Here is an 18295-nt window from a genome sequence, read left to right as displayed (position 1 = left end):
ATAATGGCTAGAGAAAAAGGTTTTAGATTTTTAAATTTTGATAACAAGATATACTTATTTATAATAGGTATATTTGTATTAATACTATTTTTTTATGAACCAATAATAGCAGGTGTAGGGGTTTTACTTTTAGCTTACTTAATATTCAATCATTGGAAAAATGTTCATATAAGAAAAGTTGAATGGACAAAATATATAGAGGGACTAATGGATGAATTTGATTCGGCAACAAAGCATGCTATACTTAACTTACCTTTACCTTTTATGATGATAGAATTAGATGGAAAGATTAGTTGGTATAATCCACGTTTTAGTGAAATGGTTGAAGAAAGAGATATATTAGAGGAAAATATAGAAGATATTGTACCTTCTTTTAACATTAAAGATATAACAAGTGATAAAAAAAATAAAAGTATAGATGTAGTATTTAAAGATAGAAATTATAAAATATTATATAATATAGTAAAGGTAAACAAGAAAAATTCAGATAAAGAATATTTGATTATGCTTTATTGGTTAGATAATACTACGCTTACTATATTAAAGCAAAAATATAATGATGAAAAAATGAATATATGTTTAGTAGAAGTTGATAATTATGATGAGGTAATGAAAGATACCGATGAGACAAAAAGACCTATAGTACTTGCAGAGATAGATAAGAAATTAAATACATTTACTTCTAGAATAAACGGATTTATAAGAAAATATGAAACAGATAAATATATAATTGTATTTGAAAATCAACATTTATCTAATTTAGAAAATAAAAAATTTACAATATTAGATGATATAAGAAATATAGATAAAGGAAATAAAACTGCAGTTACACTCAGTATGGGAATAGGTGTAAATGGAAAAAATCCTGCAGAGAGTTATGAATTTGCAAGAGGTGCAATAGATATAGCTCTTGGTAGAGGTGGAGATCAAGCTGTAGTTAAAAAAATAGAAAAGTTAAGTTTTTATGGTGGAAAGAGTAAGGCAGTTGAAAAAAGAACTAAAGTTAAAGCAAGAGTCATTGCACATGCTTTACGTCAATTAATTGATCAGACAGATAAAGTATTCATAATGGGACATCAAAACCCTGATATGGATAGTTTAGGAGCAGCAATAGGTGTTTTAAGTGCTGTCAATTATAGGAACAAAGAAGGATATATTGTACTTTCTGAAGTAAATCCTTCTATAAAAAATTTATATAATAAATTAAGTGAAGAGCATCCTGAGTATATGGATTATATTATATCTTCTGAGGAAGCTATAGATATGGCAGAAGATGATTCTTTATGTGTAGTAGTTGATATTCATAGGCCTAGTTCCACTGAAGCACCAGATTTATTGGAAATAGTAGATAAGGTAGTACTTATAGATCATCACAGAAGAGGAGCAGAGTTTATAGAAAATCCATTGCTAGTTTATTTAGAACCATATGCATCTTCAACTTGTGAGTTAATTACTGAGATATTACACTATTTAATGAATGAAAAGATGGAAATAGAAAAATTTGAAGCAGAAGCTTTATTATCGGGTATAAGTGTTGATACTAAGAGCTTTACATTTAAAACAGGAGTTAGAACATTTGAAGCTGCGTCTATGCTTAGACGTGCTGGAGCTGATACTACTTCAGTTAGATTATTATTTCAGGATGATTTAGAAACATTTACTACTAAAGCTAAAGTTGTAGAAAAAGCTAAAGTTGTAGGAAATGGGAGAGTAGCGATTTCATATATGGATGTAGATGCAGATAATTCAATACTTATTGCAGCACAATCAGCTGATGATCTACTTAATATAAATGGTATTTCAGCTTCATTTGTACTTGTACCATCAGCTGATAGAATTCATATATCTGGAAGATCATTAGGTGATATAAGTGTACAATTAATACTTGAAAAATTAGGAGGCGGAGGTCACTTGACAGTGGCAGGAGCTCAGTTAGATAATGTAGATATAGAACAAGCAAAATCTAAGCTTGAAGAAGCAATAGATGAATTTCTTAAGGAAGGTGAGGATTAATGAAAGTAATTTTATTAGACAATGTAAAAGGATTAGGTAAAAAAGGAGATTTAGTAAATGCAAAAGATGGCCATGCAAGAAACTATCTCCTACCAAAGAAACTTGCTAAAGAAGCAACAGATGGAAATGTAAAACAATTAAAAGAACAAAAGAAAGCAAAGAATTTAAAAAAACAAGAAGAAAAAGAAAATGCTTTACAACTTAAAGAAAAGCTTTCAGAGATAATAGTTAAAATAAAAAGTAAAGCAGGAGAAGAAGGTAAATTATTTGGTTCTGTTACAACTAAAGATATAGCAACTGCTTTAAGGAAACAGGAAAACATTAAAATAGATAAAAGAAAAATAGTATTAGATAATAATATAAAAACACTTGGTACTACTATTGTAAAGGTAAAAGTATATCCAGAGGTTACGGCAGACCTTAAAGTACAAGTAGTTGAGCAATAAATAGTAGGTACAGTTTAACTGTACCTAATTTATTAGAGGTGAAAAAATGGAAGAAAACTTAAAGAAACTAGGAAATATTCCTCCACATAGTATAGAGGCAGAACAGTCAGTACTTGGAGCTATGATATTAGATAAAGATGCAATAATAGCAGCTTTAGAAATTATAAGGTCAGAAGATTTTTATAAAGAAGCTAATGGAGAAATATTTGAATCAATATTAGAATTATATAATAGAAATGAACCAGTAGACCTCATAACTTTATCTGAAGAATTAAAGAAAAGAGATACATTAGAAGCAGTAGGGGGAGTAGGATATCTTACAGACCTTTCAGATGGTGTATCTACAACTTCTAATATAAAATCTTACTGTGAAATAGTAGAGGAAAAATCATTATTAAGAAGACTTATAAAAGCATCAAATGAAATAATAAGTGAAGGATATAAAGATGATAAAGAAATAGAAAATATTATAGAACTAGCTGAAAAAAGAATCTTTGAAATAACTCAAAAACAACGACATGAAGGCTTTACTACAATGAAAACTGCACTTATGGAAACCCTTTCTCGCATTGAAGAAATGAGCAAATTAGGAGGAGGTATTACAGGTATACCTACTGGTTTTTCTGATTTAGACAATAAAACTTCTGGTCTTCAAAAATCTAACTTAATACTTGTAGCAGCAAGACCTTCAATGGGGAAAACTGCTTTTTCAGTAAATATAGCACAAAATAGTGCTTTGAAAGGAAATACTGTAGCTATATTTAGTTTGGAGATGTCAAAGGGCCAATTAGTACAACGTATGCTTAGTTCTGAAGCACATATTGAAATACAAAAGATATTATCTGGAGATTTATTAGAAGAAGAATGGATTAGGCTTAGTAAGTCAATGGGACCATTATCTCAGGCTAAAATATTTATTGATGATACACCTGCAATTTCTCTTGCAGAAATGAAAGCTAAATGTAGAAAACTAAAAATGGAACATGACTTAGATTTAGTAATGATTGATTATTTACAATTAATGTCTGGAGATGGAAGAACTGAAAATAGACAACAAGAGATATCAAAGTTATCTAGGGGGTTAAAAGAAATGGCAAGAGAATTGGATGTAGCTGTAATGGCTCTATCTCAATTATCTCGTGCTCCTGAACTCAGATCAGACCATAGACCTATAATGAGTGACTTAAGAGAATCAGGTGCTATAGAGCAAGATGCTGATGTAGTTATGATGCTTTATCGTGATGAATATTATCATCCAGATACTGAAAAGAAGAATATAGGTGAAGTAATAATTACAAAACAACGTAATGGACCTACAGGAACAGTTGAGTTAGTATGGATGGGACAATTTACAAAATTCCTAAACATGGAAAGGTACAGAGAATAATAAAAAGATTTATTGACGTAAAAAAGGGTATATACGAGACTAATAGGGTATTATAATAGTTACACAAAGAAGGGATGAATGAAGTTGGATAATACAAAAATATTAGATCTTAATAAAGATGTAAAATGGATTGGAATATTGGACCCTACTCTTATAACTTTTGATGTAGTTATGGAAACAAAGTATGGTACAACTTATAATTCATATTTTATAGATGCTGATAAAAAGGCGATAGTTGAAACATCAAAGGAGACTTATAAAACTGATTATATAGAAAAAGTAAAGCGAGTAGTAAACCCTGAAGAGATTGAATATATAATAATGAATCATACAGAACCTGATCATTCTAGTAATCTCAAAGATTTGCTTAAAATAGCTCCAAATGCTACGGTAGTTGCAAGTAAGTCAGCAATAAACTTCTTAAAGCATATGATAAACTTTGAATTTAATTATATGGAAGTCAAAGATGGAGATACATTAGACTTGGGAAATAAAACTCTTAGGTTTATATCAGCACCTTTTCTTCATTGGCCAGACACTATGTATACCTATTTAGAAGAAGATAAAATATTATTTACTTGTGACTCATTTGGTTGTCATTATTGTGATGAAAAGATGTTTGATGATGAAGTAGGAAACTTTGATGATGCATTTAAATATTATTTTGATGTAATATTAAAACCATTTAGTAGCTTTATGCTTAAGGCTATAGATAAAATAGAAGATTTAGATATAGATATTTTAGCTCCAGGACATGGACCTATATTAAGAAGTAATTGGAAGAAGTATGTAAATTGGTCAAAAGAATTATCTGAACCTATAGAAAAAGAAGAAAAGAAAATATTTATACCTTATGTTTCAGCATATGGTAATACAAAAAAAATGGCAGAAAAAATCAAAGAAGGTATAGAATCAGTAGAAAATATAACTGTAAATTTAGAAGATATAGAACATATGGATCAGTTTGAATTAGAAGAAAAAATTGAACATTCAAATGCAATTATAATAGGATCTCCAACTATAAATCAAAATACATTACTTCCTATATATAAATTGTTTGCAGTAATGAACCCTATAACAAATAGAGGTAAATTAGCAGCTGTATTTGGATCCTATGGATGGGGTGGAGAAGCTATAAGAATAATTGAAGATAATATTAAAAACCACAAATTAAAACTTGCTATGGATTCCCTTAAAACAACATTTGTTCCTTATGAAGAAACTTATGATAAATGTTTTGAATTTGGAAAAGAATTTGCGGAAAAAGTATTAGGAAAAGTAAAGAGTTCTAACTAGAACTCTTTACAAATATATTATATAATTAATATATAATTATAATACTTTAAGGAGATGCTAATATGAGTGTATACTCTAATAGGTTAAAAATCGAAGAACTAAAATTAGATGATGTATATCAAATGAATAATTGGGGTAGGCACGGTAGTCTACTTTTTAAAGATTATAATTTTCCTAATATGAATGATAAGCAAATATTTGATTGGTATAAATTTAAAGTTAAAAACAAAAATAAAAAAAGTTATTCTATAAAACTTACAAGTGGAAAGTTAATAGGATATTTAACAATTAGAGAAATTAAACGATTTAGAAAAATTTCTACTCTCGGATTAGTTTTAGATCCTAATTATATGAACAATGGATACGGTACTGAATCATTGATAATATTTTTGAATTATTATTTTCAAAATTTAAAAATGAAAAAAATGATTTTGCAAGTAGCTAAATTTAATAAAAGAGCAATAAGATGTTATGAAAAATGTGGATTTAGGTTATTAACAGAATATTATGATTGTATGGATATTCAAGATATAGATTTATATAGAGAATTGCCTAAAGAACAAGTAACTGACAATTTTAAAGTAAGAAATGGCATTAAGTATATGGGTTTCTATAAAATGGAGATAGCGTATAAAGAATATAAAAAACGAACAAAAGATATTTCTCAAAATGTGTATAACTTTGTGGATATGTGGAAAAGATTTAAAGCTAGTCCACAATATATTGATAATAATAATTTAAAAAACACATAATAATGTATGCAGATTTAAAACAACTTATAAAATTTAGAATATAAGTTGTTTTTTTATAACCAAATAATATAGGATTTGTTTATAAAAAAATTCGTATATGAAAATTTTCTACAAAAACTTCAAAAATAATGTTGACAAGCTATAAATAATAATGTATCATAGTAAAAGTGAGTTGGTCACGTTTTCTTAATTAAGACCCATTAGCTCAGTTGGTATGAGTAGAGAACCGAAATCTTCTTTTTGATTTCGTGTGAATCACTTAGTTAGGAAAAGTAGTGAGTTGTACTAGAAGTGGCTTTACGCGTCACTGTAATTAATTAAGACCCATTAGCTCAGTTGGTAGAGCATCTGACTTTTAATCAGGGTGTCCGGCGTTCGAGTCGCCGATGGGTCACCATTTTTTTGGCCCTATGGTCAAGCGGTTAAGACACCGCCCTTTCACGGCGGTAACCCGGGTTCGAGTCCCGGTAGGGTCACCATATTTTTTTATTATTTTGGGCGCATAGCTCAGTTGGGAGAGCACCTGCCTTACAAGCAGGGGGTCACAGGTTCGAGCCCTGTTGTGCCCACCATAATGTAAAATGGCCTGGTAGTTCAGTTGGTTAGAATGCCAGCCTGTCACGCTGGAGGTCGAGGGTTCGAGTCCCTTCCAGGTCGCCAACTTAAGTTTTAAGCTATAAGTAGGCTAGCTTATACAATGCTGATATTTCAGCTAAATATAATATTAAAGAAAAAGGCTGGAGAGCGCTGTGACCTCTCTAGTCTTTTTCTTTTTTTAATTTATTTTATGTTTCCCATCTTAAATCATCACCATAAAATTTAAGAGGAATGAAGTTGCTGAATATCCTTGAAAAAGTTCTATCTGTATAAGTATCTGCAAATTCTTTAGGTGATAAATTTGTAGATATTATCATTTTTTTACCTTCTAATAGTCTTGTATTTACAATATTAAATATTTCTGTATTCGTAAATGAATTTGTAAATTCTGTTCCAAGATCATCTATTATAAGAAGATCAGCAGTAAACAGGAGGTTATACTCATCCTCTCCACTTGAATTATATCTATTAAATTTATGGTTGCTTATTATATCCATTATTTTGAATGCAGTTTGATATATAACTATATAACCTTTATCCAATAGGGATTTAGCTATGCAATTAGCCATAAATGTTTTTCCAAGTCCAGTTTGTCCATAAAACAGAAGGTTTTCTCTGTTTTCCTTTTCAAAATTTATCACAAATCCTTCAGATATATTTAATATATTCATCATATTTTCACGAGGACTTTTTTCTTCTTCTTCCATATTTTTATCACTGAAAATATTTATATCAAAATTACTAAAGTTTTCTTTTTTTAAAACATTTTCAAGATTACTCATTCCATATGCTCTATTAATAAGTTCTTGCTTGAAACATGAACATTTTTTGCCATTATTTAAATAACCCGTATCTTGACATTTATTACAAGTGTAGTTTATATTTAAGTATTCAAGAGGAATATTATTTTCTGTAAGAAGTATTGCTTTTTCTCTTTTTAATTTTTCGATTTTTGATTTAAGTTTATTTGTAACTTCTTGATAATTTACAGGATTTTCTATTATGCATTTAGATAGAGCAATACTAGTTTGCTTTATTTCAATATCAATATCTTTTATTTGAGGAACTTTAGAATATACTTCTTGTTTTCTATTTTGTTGTTTATAAAGAGCATCGTCTCGTTTTTTTTCATATTCTATTAAAATTGATTTTATTATATCTTTGTTCAAATTAAATCATCCTTTATTAACCATTAATTTTCTTTTCAAAGTTTTTTCTTACTTTTTTTTCTAATTCCTCTGCAGAATATTTCGTTGTACGTTGTTTAAAATTATGAAATTGAGTATAGACTTTCTTTTTTTGAGGTGAATATTTCTTTTTAGGTTGCTCCTCTTTATCTTGTTTTCCAGCTTTAAATTCTTCATTTCGTTTTTCTACATCTTCTAAAGAATTTACATTATCTTTATACCAATTTTTTAATATGCCATCAATATAATCAAAACTGACTTCACTTATTTTTGTAGTTTCATCACAAGCTCTTAATACTAATTCCATGCTAAAATTCCATTCATCAAACCACCTATCAATATATTTCTTTTGTGGTTCACTAGCTATGCCTTTAAGTCCAAGGTATCTTATAACCTTATTATATCTATAAAATTTTTCATCTCTATTGCTTAAATATTCATCTAATTTTTCAATATTTGTAATTCCATCAGCATACCAATTTCTTATAATTCCTTCTACAAATGAAAGGTTTCTTCTATTCTTTTTTTCAAGAGAAAATTGGAATGCACGTATTATAACTTCTGGACTCATATTATAATTTTCTATCCATTCATAAATGCGTTTATATTCATTTGGAGTTATATATCTTTTTATAACTAATCTTATTTCATTAAACATTTCATTAATAATAGGTATATTTTTAGATTCGACTATTTCATCTGGTGAAGCACTATATGGCTTAATATAATTATTATTTTGTGGCCTTATAATGTTGTCAATATATAGTTGTTTAAGATTTAAAAATTCAATTCCATATTCAGCATCATGGGTTTCAGAATATATTTTTTTAACTATACCTTTAGTTTCCCAAAAATCCCAGGCATTTAGCACATCAGCTAAAGGAATATTCAAATGTTTTGCGATTGTTCTGTTGTCAACATTAATATTTTCGTCCTTATCTTTTGCATATTTATATCCTAATAAATATACTTTTACATATGTACCATGTGCCATTGGCATAAAATCACTTATAAAAATATTTTCTATAGGGGTGTCTCCTAAATCTATATCTGTAGTTTGTACTTTAAAAGTCAAATTAATCACCTTCTAAACCTTTCTTAATAATAATTATAACATAGAGCATACTAATATTAATCATATATTTACTTATTTTAATTAAATAATAATACATAGGTAAATATAATTGTATATTAAATTTTTTAAAGGGCAAAAATATATGTGGCTATTAAATTATAAATTTAATTTAGGAGGCAAACAAATGCTAAAGAAATTATTGAGAAATTTTAAAAGCTTAAAATTTAGTATCATATTTATGACTACATTTATTTTAATACTATTAAGTAGTGTTACAATAAAGTCTAATACTATTCATAGAAAAGTTTCTCACACTTATAATAATCAAGATAATATAGAAGATGAAATAATAGCTTATGGAATAAAAGTAGATGAAAAAATAATAGGAGCTGTAAGCACGAAACAAGAAGCTAAAGATTTTTTAAAAAGCATAAAAAAATATTATATAAAGGATTTAGACCTATTAAATGTAAAAATTATGGAAAATGTTGAGATAATAAAAGTTAAAACAAAAATAAAAAACTTGAAAAATAATAAAGACTTATTATCTAATACAGTGAAACAAAATAATAAAGAAAATCCTATTATAACAGTGGTTACAACTGAAAATATAACTGAAAAAGAAAAAATGCCTTACAAAACTGAATATAAAAAATCTAATAATTTATTTTCAGGACAAGAAGATATAGAGCAAAAAGGAAAAGAAGGAATTAAAGAAAACATATTAAAAGTAGAAAAGATAAATGGAGTAGAAATATCAAAAGAAGTAGTTTCTGAAAAAATAAAGGAAAATCCTAGGACACAAATAGTTTTGAAAGGTACGAAGAAAATGATATCTTCAAGAGGAACTGGAAGGCTTATTATGCCTATAAAAGGAAGACTTACATCACCATTTGGTCCAAGAGGTTCAAGAATTCATCTAGGTATAGACTTAGCATCTCCTACGGGTACCCCAATAAAAGCATCAGATAATGGAATAGTAAAATTTTCTGGATATAAAGGGACTTATGGATATATGATACTAATTGATCATGGTAATGGGTATTTTACTAGGTATGCTCATTCAAGTAAATTACATGTGAGTGAAGGGCAGAAAGTTGCAAAAGGAGATATTATTGCAGATGTAGGAAATACTGGTAGAAGTACAGGTCCCCATTTACATTTTGAAGTTATTGTTAATGGTGAAAATAAAGACCCTTATAACTTTATAAAATAATATAGCAGGGGATTTTTAACTATATTCCCTGCTATATTAGAATATTTTAAATATCTAATATTAAAATTAATACAAGTAAAATTATAATTAATATTTTATCATCAAAATAGTTATAATTTTTATCATGTTTATTATGATTATTATGATGAGCTGCATTATAATTCATATTATAATTATCATTTAATAATTTGTCTAAGTCTATTATACCTGCACCTTGTTCATTTTGTGAAAATCCTATATTATTACAGCTACTCATAAGCATTTGTTTTATTGTTCTTGGTTTCAAATAGCCATGTTTTTCATGTAATAATGCACAAGCTCCTGTTATTACAGGTGTAGCCATGGAGGTACCACTTAATGAGGAATATCCAGAAGAATTTTTATTTGAAATACTCATTATATCAACTCCTGGAGCTACTATATCAGGCTTTTTAAAACCTTCTTTTGTAGGACCTCTACTAGAAAAGTTAGCTATGAAATCATCGTTTATTTCAGGTGTCTTATTATCATCTATAGCTCCAACTGTGATAGCAGATGGTGAATTTCCAGGACATAATATACTCCCCTTTGAAGGCCCACTATTTCCCGCAGCACACACTACTGTGATTTCATTTCTTATTGCCTCTTCTACAGCCTCTCTAAGAGGAGAAGAACTTCCATCATCGCTTATAGGGGCACCTAATGATAAATTTAATATTTTTATATCATATTCTTCTTTATTATCTATTACCCATTGAATTGCAGAAACTATATCAGAAGTATTTCCACTACCAGAGCTATCTAGTGCTTTTACAATAACTAAATTAGATAATGGCGCTATACCTTTAAATTTTTGTTTAGAGGCATATCCATTTCCCGCTATTATACCTGCTACATGTGTACCATGACCATTATCATCATATAATTTAGTACGATTATTTACTAAATCTTTAAAACCTAATATACGATTTGTAGGTTTAAATAAATCGATATGAGGAGCAAGACCAGTGTCTATTACTGCTATTGTAATATCTTTACCTGTAATATTATTTTCTACAGCAACATTTGTTTTAATAGTCTTATTAACAATATCTAACTGAGCAAATACTTTACTATCATATGATATGAATTCTACATCTGGATCTTCTTTTAGATCATTTATATCTTTTAAATTCATACTACAAGCAACAGATCCTACAATGGGAAGTTCGTATTTGACTTTTTTATACATACTAGAGATTTTTTCCTTTTTATTTTTTTTATATTTTATGATTATAGGAATTTCTTCTTTTGATGTTGAATTTAGTTTAGCATTAACTAAAGGATCTATTTTTTCTATTTTTTTTCGTCTCATAAAATCACCTTCCTATAGTTAATTTATGCAATAATGCTAAAAATGGTTATTATATTTATGTAGAATATATATATGACTATGATATAATAATATAAAAACAAATTTTGTTAGGGGGATCGTATTATGGCAAAGAGAATATTAGTAGTAGATGATGAAAAACCAATTGCTGACATTTTAAAATTTAATTTAGAAAAAGAAAATTATGAAGTAGTACTAGCTCATGACGGTGGAGAAGCAGTTACTAAAGTATTCGAATGGGATCCAGACTTGATACTTTTAGATATAATGTTACCTGTTAAGGATGGTTTTGAGGTATTAAAAGAAATAAGACAAGAAAAAAATACTCCTGTAATAATGCTTACTGCTAAAGAAGAAGAAGTTGATAAAATATTAGGTTTAGAGATGGGAGCAGATGATTATATAACAAAACCTTTTAGTATTAGAGAACTTAGTGCAAGGGTAAAAGCAAATATTAGAAGAGGTGAAATGACTATAGAAAATGTCTCTGGTCCTAAAAATATAATCAAATCAGGAGACATTGAAATTGATTTAAATAAATATGAAGTAAAGAAAGATGATAAAGTAATAGAATTAACGCTTAGAGAATTTGAATTACTTAAATTTATGTCAACTAAACCTGAACAAGTATTTTCAAGAGAAAAATTACTTCAAGAAGTTTGGGGTTATGAATATTATGGCGATATAAGAACTGTAGATGTAACTATAAGAAGATTAAGAGAAAAAATTGAAGATGACTCAAGTAGTCCTCAATATGTAATTACAAAGAGAGGAGTAGGGTATTACTTCAGGAGGTAAAATGATATATGTTTAGAAGTATTAAAAGTAAATTTATAATTATTTATTTTTTACTTGTATTTATTGCAATGGTTATAGCGGGAATATTTATAGTAACAGTATTTGAAAGAAATCAATTAAATGAAGCAGATAAATCTATAAGAGCTCAAGCTCAGAGTATATTAAATTTTTCTCCTACTATAAAAGAAGCAAATTGGGATGAATTAGGTGAACAAGAGAAAAGTGAATTACTTACTAAAGCACCTATATATTCTACAGATAATAGAGTATATATAATAGATAACACTAAAGTTGCTCCGGAAATAATTTCAAGTAATATAGGGCAAGAGGAAAGATTAATTGGTGAAAATGCATATAATATACCTCAAATATCACCTAAATTAATAGTAGAAGCTTCCAAGGGAGAAGAAGAATTAACAACTAATGAAGATATGTCTTTAAAATCTTTTGCTTATCCAATAATAACAGAAGAAAATAAAGTTGAAGGTATAATCTATATTATATATGATTTATCACATATAAATAAGACTATTTCAGACACTAAAACAATATTTATTGAGTCTACACTACTTGCTCTTGCAATAACTGTAGTACTTGGTTTTATGATAGCCAGTAGTATAACAGAGCCTATAAAGGATGTTACTATAAAAGCTCAAAAAATGGCAGAAGGAGATTTTAAACAGTATGTTGAAGTCAGATCAGGAGATGAGATAGGACAACTTGCAAGTATGTTTAATCTCTTAACACAAAAATTAGATAATACTATTTCTGAGATATTTAGAGAAAAATCTAAAATGGAAGCAATATTCAATTATATGGCAGATGGGGTAATAGCAGTAGATATAACGGGGAAAATTGCTCATGCAAATCCTATAGCTAAAAATATATTAAATATATCTGAAAAAGATATAGAAGATAAGAATTATGATGAAATAATTATGCCTGTAAATAAATATATGACATTAAAAAATATAATTCAAAGTAAATCCTTAAAAGGTAAACAATTAATTGAAACAAAAGATTCCACATATATGGCAAGATTTGCACCATATCTTAGTCAAAGTTCAGAGTTTAGTGGCATAATAATAGTATTTCAAGATATGACGGAACAGTATAAATTAGATAATTTAAGGAGAGAATTTGTAGCAAATGTTTCTCATGAGTTGAAAACTCCTATAACTACCATTAAAAGTTATACAGAGACTATTTTAGCTGGAGCTATAGAAGACAAAGAATTAAGTATACAGTTTTTAAATGTAGTAAATGATGAATGTGATAGAATGAGTAGAATAGTTAGTGATCTTTTACAATTATCTAATTTTGATAATAAAGAAGTTGAATGGGAAAAGGAATATATGTCTTTAGAAAAATTAATAAATAGAGTTGTTATGAAACTTGAATTGACTATGAAAGAAAAGGATCAGAAAGTTAATATATATATAAAGAAAGATTTAAAGGATATATATGCAGATAAAGATGCAATAGAGCAAGTGATAATTAATATATTAAGTAATGCAATAAAATATACACCTGAAAATGGAATTATAAATATAATTTTAAATTCCAAAGATAACAATAATGAAATAATTATAGAAGATGATGGAATAGGAATTCCTAAGGAAGATATAAATAGAATATTTGATAGATTTTATAGAGTAGATAAAGCTAGATCACGTGATTTAGGAGGTACAGGTTTAGGTCTTTCTATAGCAAAAAGAATAGTAGAATCACATAATGGACAAATAAATATAGAAAGTGAGTACGAAAAAGGCACAAAGGTTATTATAACTTTACCAATAAAGTAACTTATTTTTAAATCCTAAGTAATCTTATTGTAATATAGGTTTTGTATAATAATATTGTTATATTAAATACTGGGAGGATTTAAGATGGGTAAAAAGTTATTATGGTCTATATTGACTATATTTATATCAATAAATATATATACTGTTTCTTTTGCAACAGAAAGAACAACTAATAATAATTATAATCTAATGATGCCAGAGGATAATAGTGTAACATCTGAAAATACAATATTATTATCAGGAAAATCTAAAGTGGGAAGTAATATTAATATATATGTATATAATAGGCGATATAGTTCTAGTATAAATAAATGTGTTAAAACTCCGGTTTTTACTAAGGAATTAATAGTTGGAGAATTAGAAAGGTTTAACGTAGAATTGGAACTTCCTATAGGTAGAAATAAAATAATAACTAAAATAAATAATAATGATCAAAATTATACGTTGACTAAAACTATAAATGTAACAAATGATTATATAGCTAAGAAATATATAGAGAATTTAAATGTTTTAGAGAGTAAAAATACAAAGAAAATATTAAAAGCTATAGCGAGAAGAAATAGAAAGTAGGTGTTATTCCATGAATAAAACGAGACTTAATACTATAATATTAGTGTCTCTTTTTACATTAAGTCTATTTCTTATAAGTAAGACATTATTTAATACTAATATTGATTTATTTAGTTCAATAAGTTTGAGTGAACACGATGAATCAGAAGAGATAATCTTATCTCAAATCATTGTCCCTAAGGAGATATTGATAAACTATTCTGAAAAAACCCATACTATATTGAACATTGATAATGAATATGGTTTATGGAATAAAGCAAAGGATGTTCTTGAAAATACATTTTCAGTACAAGATATATCTATAAATCTAATTGAAGAAAATGAGTATATGGATGCTAATAATAAAAAGTCTATTAAGTTTGAATTTGCAGATAAAATTCCTATGGATGTATTTTTAAATTCCTTTAATGTAGATGTAGATATATTAACTTTTAAAGATATAAATTCAATTAAAGAAATATATATAGGTCTAGACGAAGAAAATAATATTATATTAAGTGATGATGAAATTCATATAGAATTAAAGAATGTTGAATATAGCAAGAAAGTATTCTCTAATGCTTTAGAGCAAATAAAGACTTCCCAAACCTTTGTTAATTATTGGCCTTCTGATGTAAGTTTAGGTATAAACTCTGATATTTATATCCCTTATAGACTTCCTACTGAAAAAAAAGATATTATAGTAGAAAATGACATTAAGGTTAAAGATTCTACAGAATCAAATAAAAATATAGATAAAATTGCAGAAGGATTTTTTGATAAAGACTTATCTTATTTGAGAAAGGTAGTTGATAATGCAGGAGTAGTAATATATATGTATAATCAACATACTGGACTTTTAATATATCCAAATGGATTAGTTGAGTATTCTAATACTTTAAATAAAAAACAAGAAAAAAGAGATATTAATGAAAGTCTTAATTCTTTAGCTGAATTTATAATGAAAAGAGATAGATTGCCTCAAAATTCTTATATATCCGATATAGAGTTAATTGAATCAGAAGATAATTCAAAAGGTTATAGATTTATCATTAATTACAGCATAAATGGTAAAAGTGTATATATAAATGATAAGAACAAAGAAGATAGTAGCTTGCTGAATGCATTAGTTGTAGAGGTTTATGGAGATAAAGTAACTAGTTATAAAAGGTTTTATAGAGATATTATAGTAAGTGAAAATAACACTTATGGCGAAGAGAGAATTAATCCAGAAGATGTAATAGAAAAGAATATTGCTAAAATAAAAGAAAGTTTCAATGATGAACAGGATACATTAGCAAGTAATATGCAATCAAAGTTTTATAAGGATATTATAGCTTCTATAAAAGATATTTCACTAGGTTATTATGATAAATCATCTTCCTATTATAAAACGCCTTTAATTGAATCTTGGATTATTGATATAAAAGATAATAGATATATATTTGATTCAAGTAGTGGAAATCTAATAGATATTAAATCGTTAGAATAAGTTATATAATTACAGGAGATGTTTAAAATGGATTGGTCAAAAGCTAAAAAAATAATGATAATTGCTTTTATTGTGGTAAATGTAGCATTATTATCTACAATAATAGGCAATGACATTAGATCTCGAGATTATATAACAACAGAACAAGATGTAAAAGAAAGATTAAAAAAAATAAATGTAGATATAAAGACTGATATTCCTAAAAGCACTCCTAATATACAAATGTTAGAAGTTGAGTATCAATCATATGATAAAATAAATTCAAAATTAGATATTGCACGAAAATTTATTAATTCATCAAATTTATTGGAATTAGCTAAAATAGATGAACGAAAGAATTCAATTATATTTGAAAGTGAGCATGAAAGATTTAAAATCTTAAAAGATAGAAAGATAGTTTACGAATATAAGTCATATGAGAGAAGTGCACCAGTAAAGTATGATTATCATGAAGTAGCATCTAATTTTTTAGAGGATAAAGGATTTAAAACTTCTGATTATAAACTTACTAAATTAGAAAAAAATAATGATATAGTTAATTTGACATATACAAAAGAATATCAAGATACAATGGTTGAGAAAAGTTATATGAAATTTACAATTAGAAATGCAAGAGTAATAAAATTTGAAAGATTGTGGTTAAATACTATAAAGGAAAAGGAAAACAATATAAAGTTAAGACCAGCAACAGATTCCCTTTTAAAACTTTTATCTGTAGAAGGTATTAGAAATAAAACAATTAAAAATATAGTTGCTTGTTATTATTTTGATCCTAACAATACAGATGTATTTGAGTTTGATGAATTTAAATCAGGAGATGCATTTCCTGCCTGGAAAGTAGAATTCACTGATGGTATAATAAAGTATTTATATGAAGAATAAAGTCCAATTAATTGGACTTTATTTTATTAATTATGTTAATACTAGTAATGATACTTAAAATTAATATATAATAAAGAAAATGATTGTATTATTTATTTAAACTTAGGAGGGATTTCATGGAGAAAGTACAAGATAAATTTTTAAGGTATATTTCAATAGATACTAGATCAAATGAAAAGTCTGATACTACACCTAGTACAAGTATACAATTTGATTTAGCAAATTTATTAGTTAAAGAATTGAAGGAATTGGGATTAAAGGATGCCCATGTAGATGAAAATTGTTATGTAATGGCTACACTAAAAGGTAATCAAGAAAACACAAAAACCATTGGTCTTATATCACATCTTGATACTAGCCCAGATGCTAAAGGTAATAATATAAAACCAAATATAGTAGAAAATTATAATGGGTATGACATTGTATTAAATAAAGATGAAAATATAGTAATGAAAGTATCCGACTTTCCATATTTGAAAGATTATAAAGGAAAAACTTTAATAACTACAGATGGAACTACTCTTTTAGGAGCTGATGATAAAGCAGGTATCGCTGAAATAATGTCGGCAGTAGAGTATTTTGTTAATAATAAAGATATCAAACATGGTGATATAAAGATAGCATTTACTCCAGATGAAGAAGTAGGAAGTGGAGCTGATAAATTTGATGTAGAAAAATTTGGAGCTGATTTTGCTTATACTATAGATGGTAGTTTCTTAGGTGAAATAGAATATGAAAATTTTAATGCAGCATCTGCCCAAATAGATGTTTATGGAACAAATATTCATCCAGGAACTGCAAAGCATAAGATGAAAAATTCAATACTTATAGGAATGGAATTTCAATCACTTTTACCTGAATTTCAAAAGCCAGAATATACTGAAGGTTATGAAGGATTTTATTTATTAGATGAGTTTATTGGTGGAATAGAAAAAACTACTATGAGATATATTATAAGAGATCATAATATGGATAAATTTAATCAGAAAAAGGAATTTATGAAGAAAGCTTGTGATTTTATAAATGAAAAGTATGGAAAAGATACTATTGAAATCCAAATAAATGATTCATATTATAATATGAAAGAAAAAATTGAACCAGTTATAGATATAGTATATTCAGTGGTAGAAGCCATGAAAAAAGTAGGGGTTAAACCTAAGATAAAAGCAATTAGAGGCGGCACAGATGGAGCAAGACTTTCATATATGGGTCTTCCTACTCCAAATATATTTACAGGTGGTTTCAATTTTCATGGCAAATTTGAAGCTATTGCAGTTGAAGATATGGAAAAGGCTGTAGAAACAATAATAGAAACAATAAAGTCCTATGCATAGTTAAAAAAATGAGTTATTTAGACTTGTTCTTTATTATGGTTTAAAATTAACTATTTAAAAATTCATGGAAATTGTATATAATAAACATGTATATAAATAACAGCTTGCAATAGAC

At 27.2% G+C, this 18295-nt stretch carries 15 protein-coding genes and 4 tRNA genes; 16 read left to right on the top strand and 3 right to left on the bottom strand.

Annotation, left to right across the window (positions count from 1 at the left end; all coding sequences use genetic code 11):
- Positions 1 to 3: 3 nt before the first annotated feature.
- From D3Z33_RS06885 to D3Z33_RS06845, 9 genes are all read left to right on the top strand, one after another.
- On the top strand, positions 4 to 2013 hold the full coding sequence (locus tag D3Z33_RS06885) for a DHH family phosphoesterase (RefSeq protein ID WP_160197031.1): 2010 nt from the start codon (positions 4 to 6) through the stop codon (positions 2011 to 2013).
- Positions 2013 to 2459, top strand: a complete 447-nt coding sequence (gene rplI, locus D3Z33_RS06880) for a 50S ribosomal protein L9 (RefSeq protein WP_160197030.1) — start codon at positions 2013 to 2015, stop codon at positions 2457 to 2459. Before D3Z33_RS06885 ends, rplI begins: the two co-directional genes overlap by 1 nt.
- A 46-nt stretch (positions 2460 to 2505) precedes the next feature.
- A complete protein-coding gene (dnaB, locus tag D3Z33_RS06875; protein ID WP_160197029.1) occupies positions 2506 to 3846 on the top strand; it encodes a replicative DNA helicase in 1341 nt (446 codons plus the stop codon).
- Positions 3847 to 3924: 78 nt separating this feature from the next.
- The gene (locus D3Z33_RS06870) at positions 3925 to 5142 is read left to right on the top strand and encodes an FprA family A-type flavoprotein (protein ID WP_201750454.1); all 1218 of its coding nucleotides are present in this window, start codon (positions 3925 to 3927) and stop codon (positions 5140 to 5142) included.
- 62 nt (positions 5143 to 5204) lie between these two features.
- Entirely contained in the window at positions 5205 to 5894 is a 690-nt protein-coding gene (locus D3Z33_RS06865; protein ID WP_160197027.1) for a GNAT family N-acetyltransferase, read from the top strand.
- Between the two features lie 321 nt (positions 5895 to 6215).
- Positions 6216 to 6291 (top strand) — tRNA-Lys (locus tag D3Z33_RS06860).
- 7 nt (positions 6292 to 6298) lie between these two features.
- Positions 6299 to 6373 (top strand) — tRNA-Glu (locus D3Z33_RS06855).
- Positions 6374 to 6390: 17 nt separating this feature from the next.
- Positions 6391 to 6466, top strand: a tRNA-Val gene (locus D3Z33_RS06850).
- A gap of 11 nt (positions 6467 to 6477) precedes the next feature.
- A tRNA-Asp gene (locus D3Z33_RS06845) sits at positions 6478 to 6554 on the top strand.
- Positions 6555 to 6679: 125 nt separating this feature from the next.
- Here D3Z33_RS06845 and D3Z33_RS06840 read toward each other — a convergent pair.
- Both D3Z33_RS06840 and D3Z33_RS06835 read right to left on the bottom strand, forming a co-directional pair.
- Positions 6680 to 7660, bottom strand: a complete 981-nt coding sequence (locus D3Z33_RS06840; RefSeq protein WP_160197026.1) for an ATP-binding protein — start codon at positions 7658 to 7660, stop codon at positions 6680 to 6682.
- A 16-nt stretch (positions 7661 to 7676) separates the two neighbouring features.
- The gene (locus tag D3Z33_RS06835; RefSeq protein ID WP_160197025.1) at positions 7677 to 8753 is read right to left on the bottom strand and encodes a DnaD domain protein; all 1077 of its coding nucleotides are present in this window, start codon (positions 8751 to 8753) and stop codon (positions 7677 to 7679) included.
- 184 nt (positions 8754 to 8937) lie between these two features.
- Here D3Z33_RS06835 and D3Z33_RS06830 point away from each other — a divergent pair, with 184 nt between their 5' ends.
- Positions 8938 to 9969 (top strand): peptidoglycan DD-metalloendopeptidase family protein, encoded by a 1032-nt coding sequence (locus D3Z33_RS06830; RefSeq protein ID WP_160197024.1) that lies wholly within the window; start codon positions 8938 to 8940, stop codon positions 9967 to 9969.
- Between the two features lie 46 nt (positions 9970 to 10015).
- Here the strand turns inward: D3Z33_RS06830 and D3Z33_RS06825 are convergent, their stop codons facing one another.
- The gene (locus D3Z33_RS06825; protein WP_243153442.1) at positions 10016 to 11302 is read right to left on the bottom strand and encodes a S8 family peptidase; all 1287 of its coding nucleotides are present in this window, start codon (positions 11300 to 11302) and stop codon (positions 10016 to 10018) included.
- A 123-nt stretch (positions 11303 to 11425) separates the two neighbouring features.
- On the opposite strand from D3Z33_RS06825, the gene yycF reads away from it, so the two are divergent.
- From yycF to pepT, 6 genes are all read left to right on the top strand, one after another.
- Complete coding sequence (gene yycF, locus D3Z33_RS06820) at positions 11426 to 12118, top strand: response regulator YycF (protein WP_160197023.1); 693 nt, start codon at positions 11426 to 11428, stop codon at positions 12116 to 12118.
- Positions 12119 to 12126: 8 nt separating this feature from the next.
- Positions 12127 to 13923 (top strand): sensor histidine kinase, encoded by a 1797-nt coding sequence (locus D3Z33_RS06815; protein ID WP_160197022.1) that lies wholly within the window; start codon positions 12127 to 12129, stop codon positions 13921 to 13923.
- An 84-nt stretch (positions 13924 to 14007) separates the two neighbouring features.
- Positions 14008 to 14493, top strand: coding sequence for a hypothetical protein (locus D3Z33_RS06810; RefSeq protein ID WP_160197021.1), 486 nt, complete (start codon positions 14008 to 14010; stop codon positions 14491 to 14493).
- A 10-nt stretch (positions 14494 to 14503) separates the two neighbouring features.
- Positions 14504 to 15964, top strand: a complete 1461-nt coding sequence (locus D3Z33_RS06805) for a hypothetical protein (RefSeq protein WP_160197020.1) — start codon at positions 14504 to 14506, stop codon at positions 15962 to 15964.
- 27 nt (positions 15965 to 15991) lie between these two features.
- On the top strand, positions 15992 to 16846 hold the full coding sequence (gene yycI / locus D3Z33_RS06800) for a two-component system regulatory protein YycI (protein WP_160197019.1): 855 nt from the start codon (positions 15992 to 15994) through the stop codon (positions 16844 to 16846).
- 116 nt (positions 16847 to 16962) lie between these two features.
- Positions 16963 to 18180 (top strand): peptidase T, encoded by a 1218-nt coding sequence (pepT, locus tag D3Z33_RS06795; RefSeq protein WP_160197018.1) that lies wholly within the window; start codon positions 16963 to 16965, stop codon positions 18178 to 18180.
- The last annotated feature ends 115 nt before the right edge of the window (positions 18181 to 18295 follow it).

The organism is Senegalia massiliensis (genome assembly GCF_009911265.1).
GTDB lineage: Bacteria > Bacillota > Clostridia > Tissierellales > SIT17 > Anaeromonas > Anaeromonas massiliensis_A.
Note: the sequence above shows the minus strand (reverse complement) of the source record. Positions and strands in the feature narration are given on the sequence as shown.

Bases quoted from the DNA above. Each gene is read 5' to 3' on its own strand.
- D3Z33_RS06885 (WP_160197031.1), top strand. From the start codon at position 4: ATGGCTAGAGAAAAAGGTTTTAGATTTTTAAATTTTGATAACAAGATA.
- rplI (WP_160197030.1), top strand. From the start codon at position 2,013: ATGAAAGTAATTTTATTAGACAATGTAAAAGGATTAGGTAAAAAAGGA.
- dnaB (WP_160197029.1), top strand. From the start codon at position 2,506: ATGGAAGAAAACTTAAAGAAACTAGGAAATATTCCTCCACATAGTATA.
- D3Z33_RS06870 (WP_201750454.1), top strand. From the start codon at position 3,925: ATGAAGTTGGATAATACAAAAATATTAGATCTTAATAAAGATGTAAAA.
- D3Z33_RS06865 (WP_160197027.1), top strand. From the start codon at position 5,205: ATGAGTGTATACTCTAATAGGTTAAAAATCGAAGAACTAAAATTAGAT.
- D3Z33_RS06830 (WP_160197024.1), top strand. From the start codon at position 8,938: ATGCTAAAGAAATTATTGAGAAATTTTAAAAGCTTAAAATTTAGTATC.
- D3Z33_RS06825 (WP_243153442.1), bottom strand. From the start codon at position 11,302: ATGAGACGAAAAAAAATAGAAAAAATAGATCCTTTAGTTAATGCTAAA.
- yycF (WP_160197023.1), top strand. From the start codon at position 11,426: ATGGCAAAGAGAATATTAGTAGTAGATGATGAAAAACCAATTGCTGAC.
- D3Z33_RS06815 (WP_160197022.1), top strand. From the start codon at position 12,127: ATGTTTAGAAGTATTAAAAGTAAATTTATAATTATTTATTTTTTACTT.
- D3Z33_RS06810 (WP_160197021.1), top strand. From the start codon at position 14,008: ATGGGTAAAAAGTTATTATGGTCTATATTGACTATATTTATATCAATA.
- D3Z33_RS06805 (WP_160197020.1), top strand. From the start codon at position 14,504: ATGAATAAAACGAGACTTAATACTATAATATTAGTGTCTCTTTTTACA.
- yycI (WP_160197019.1), top strand. From the start codon at position 15,992: ATGGATTGGTCAAAAGCTAAAAAAATAATGATAATTGCTTTTATTGTG.
- pepT (WP_160197018.1), top strand. From the start codon at position 16,963: ATGGAGAAAGTACAAGATAAATTTTTAAGGTATATTTCAATAGATACT.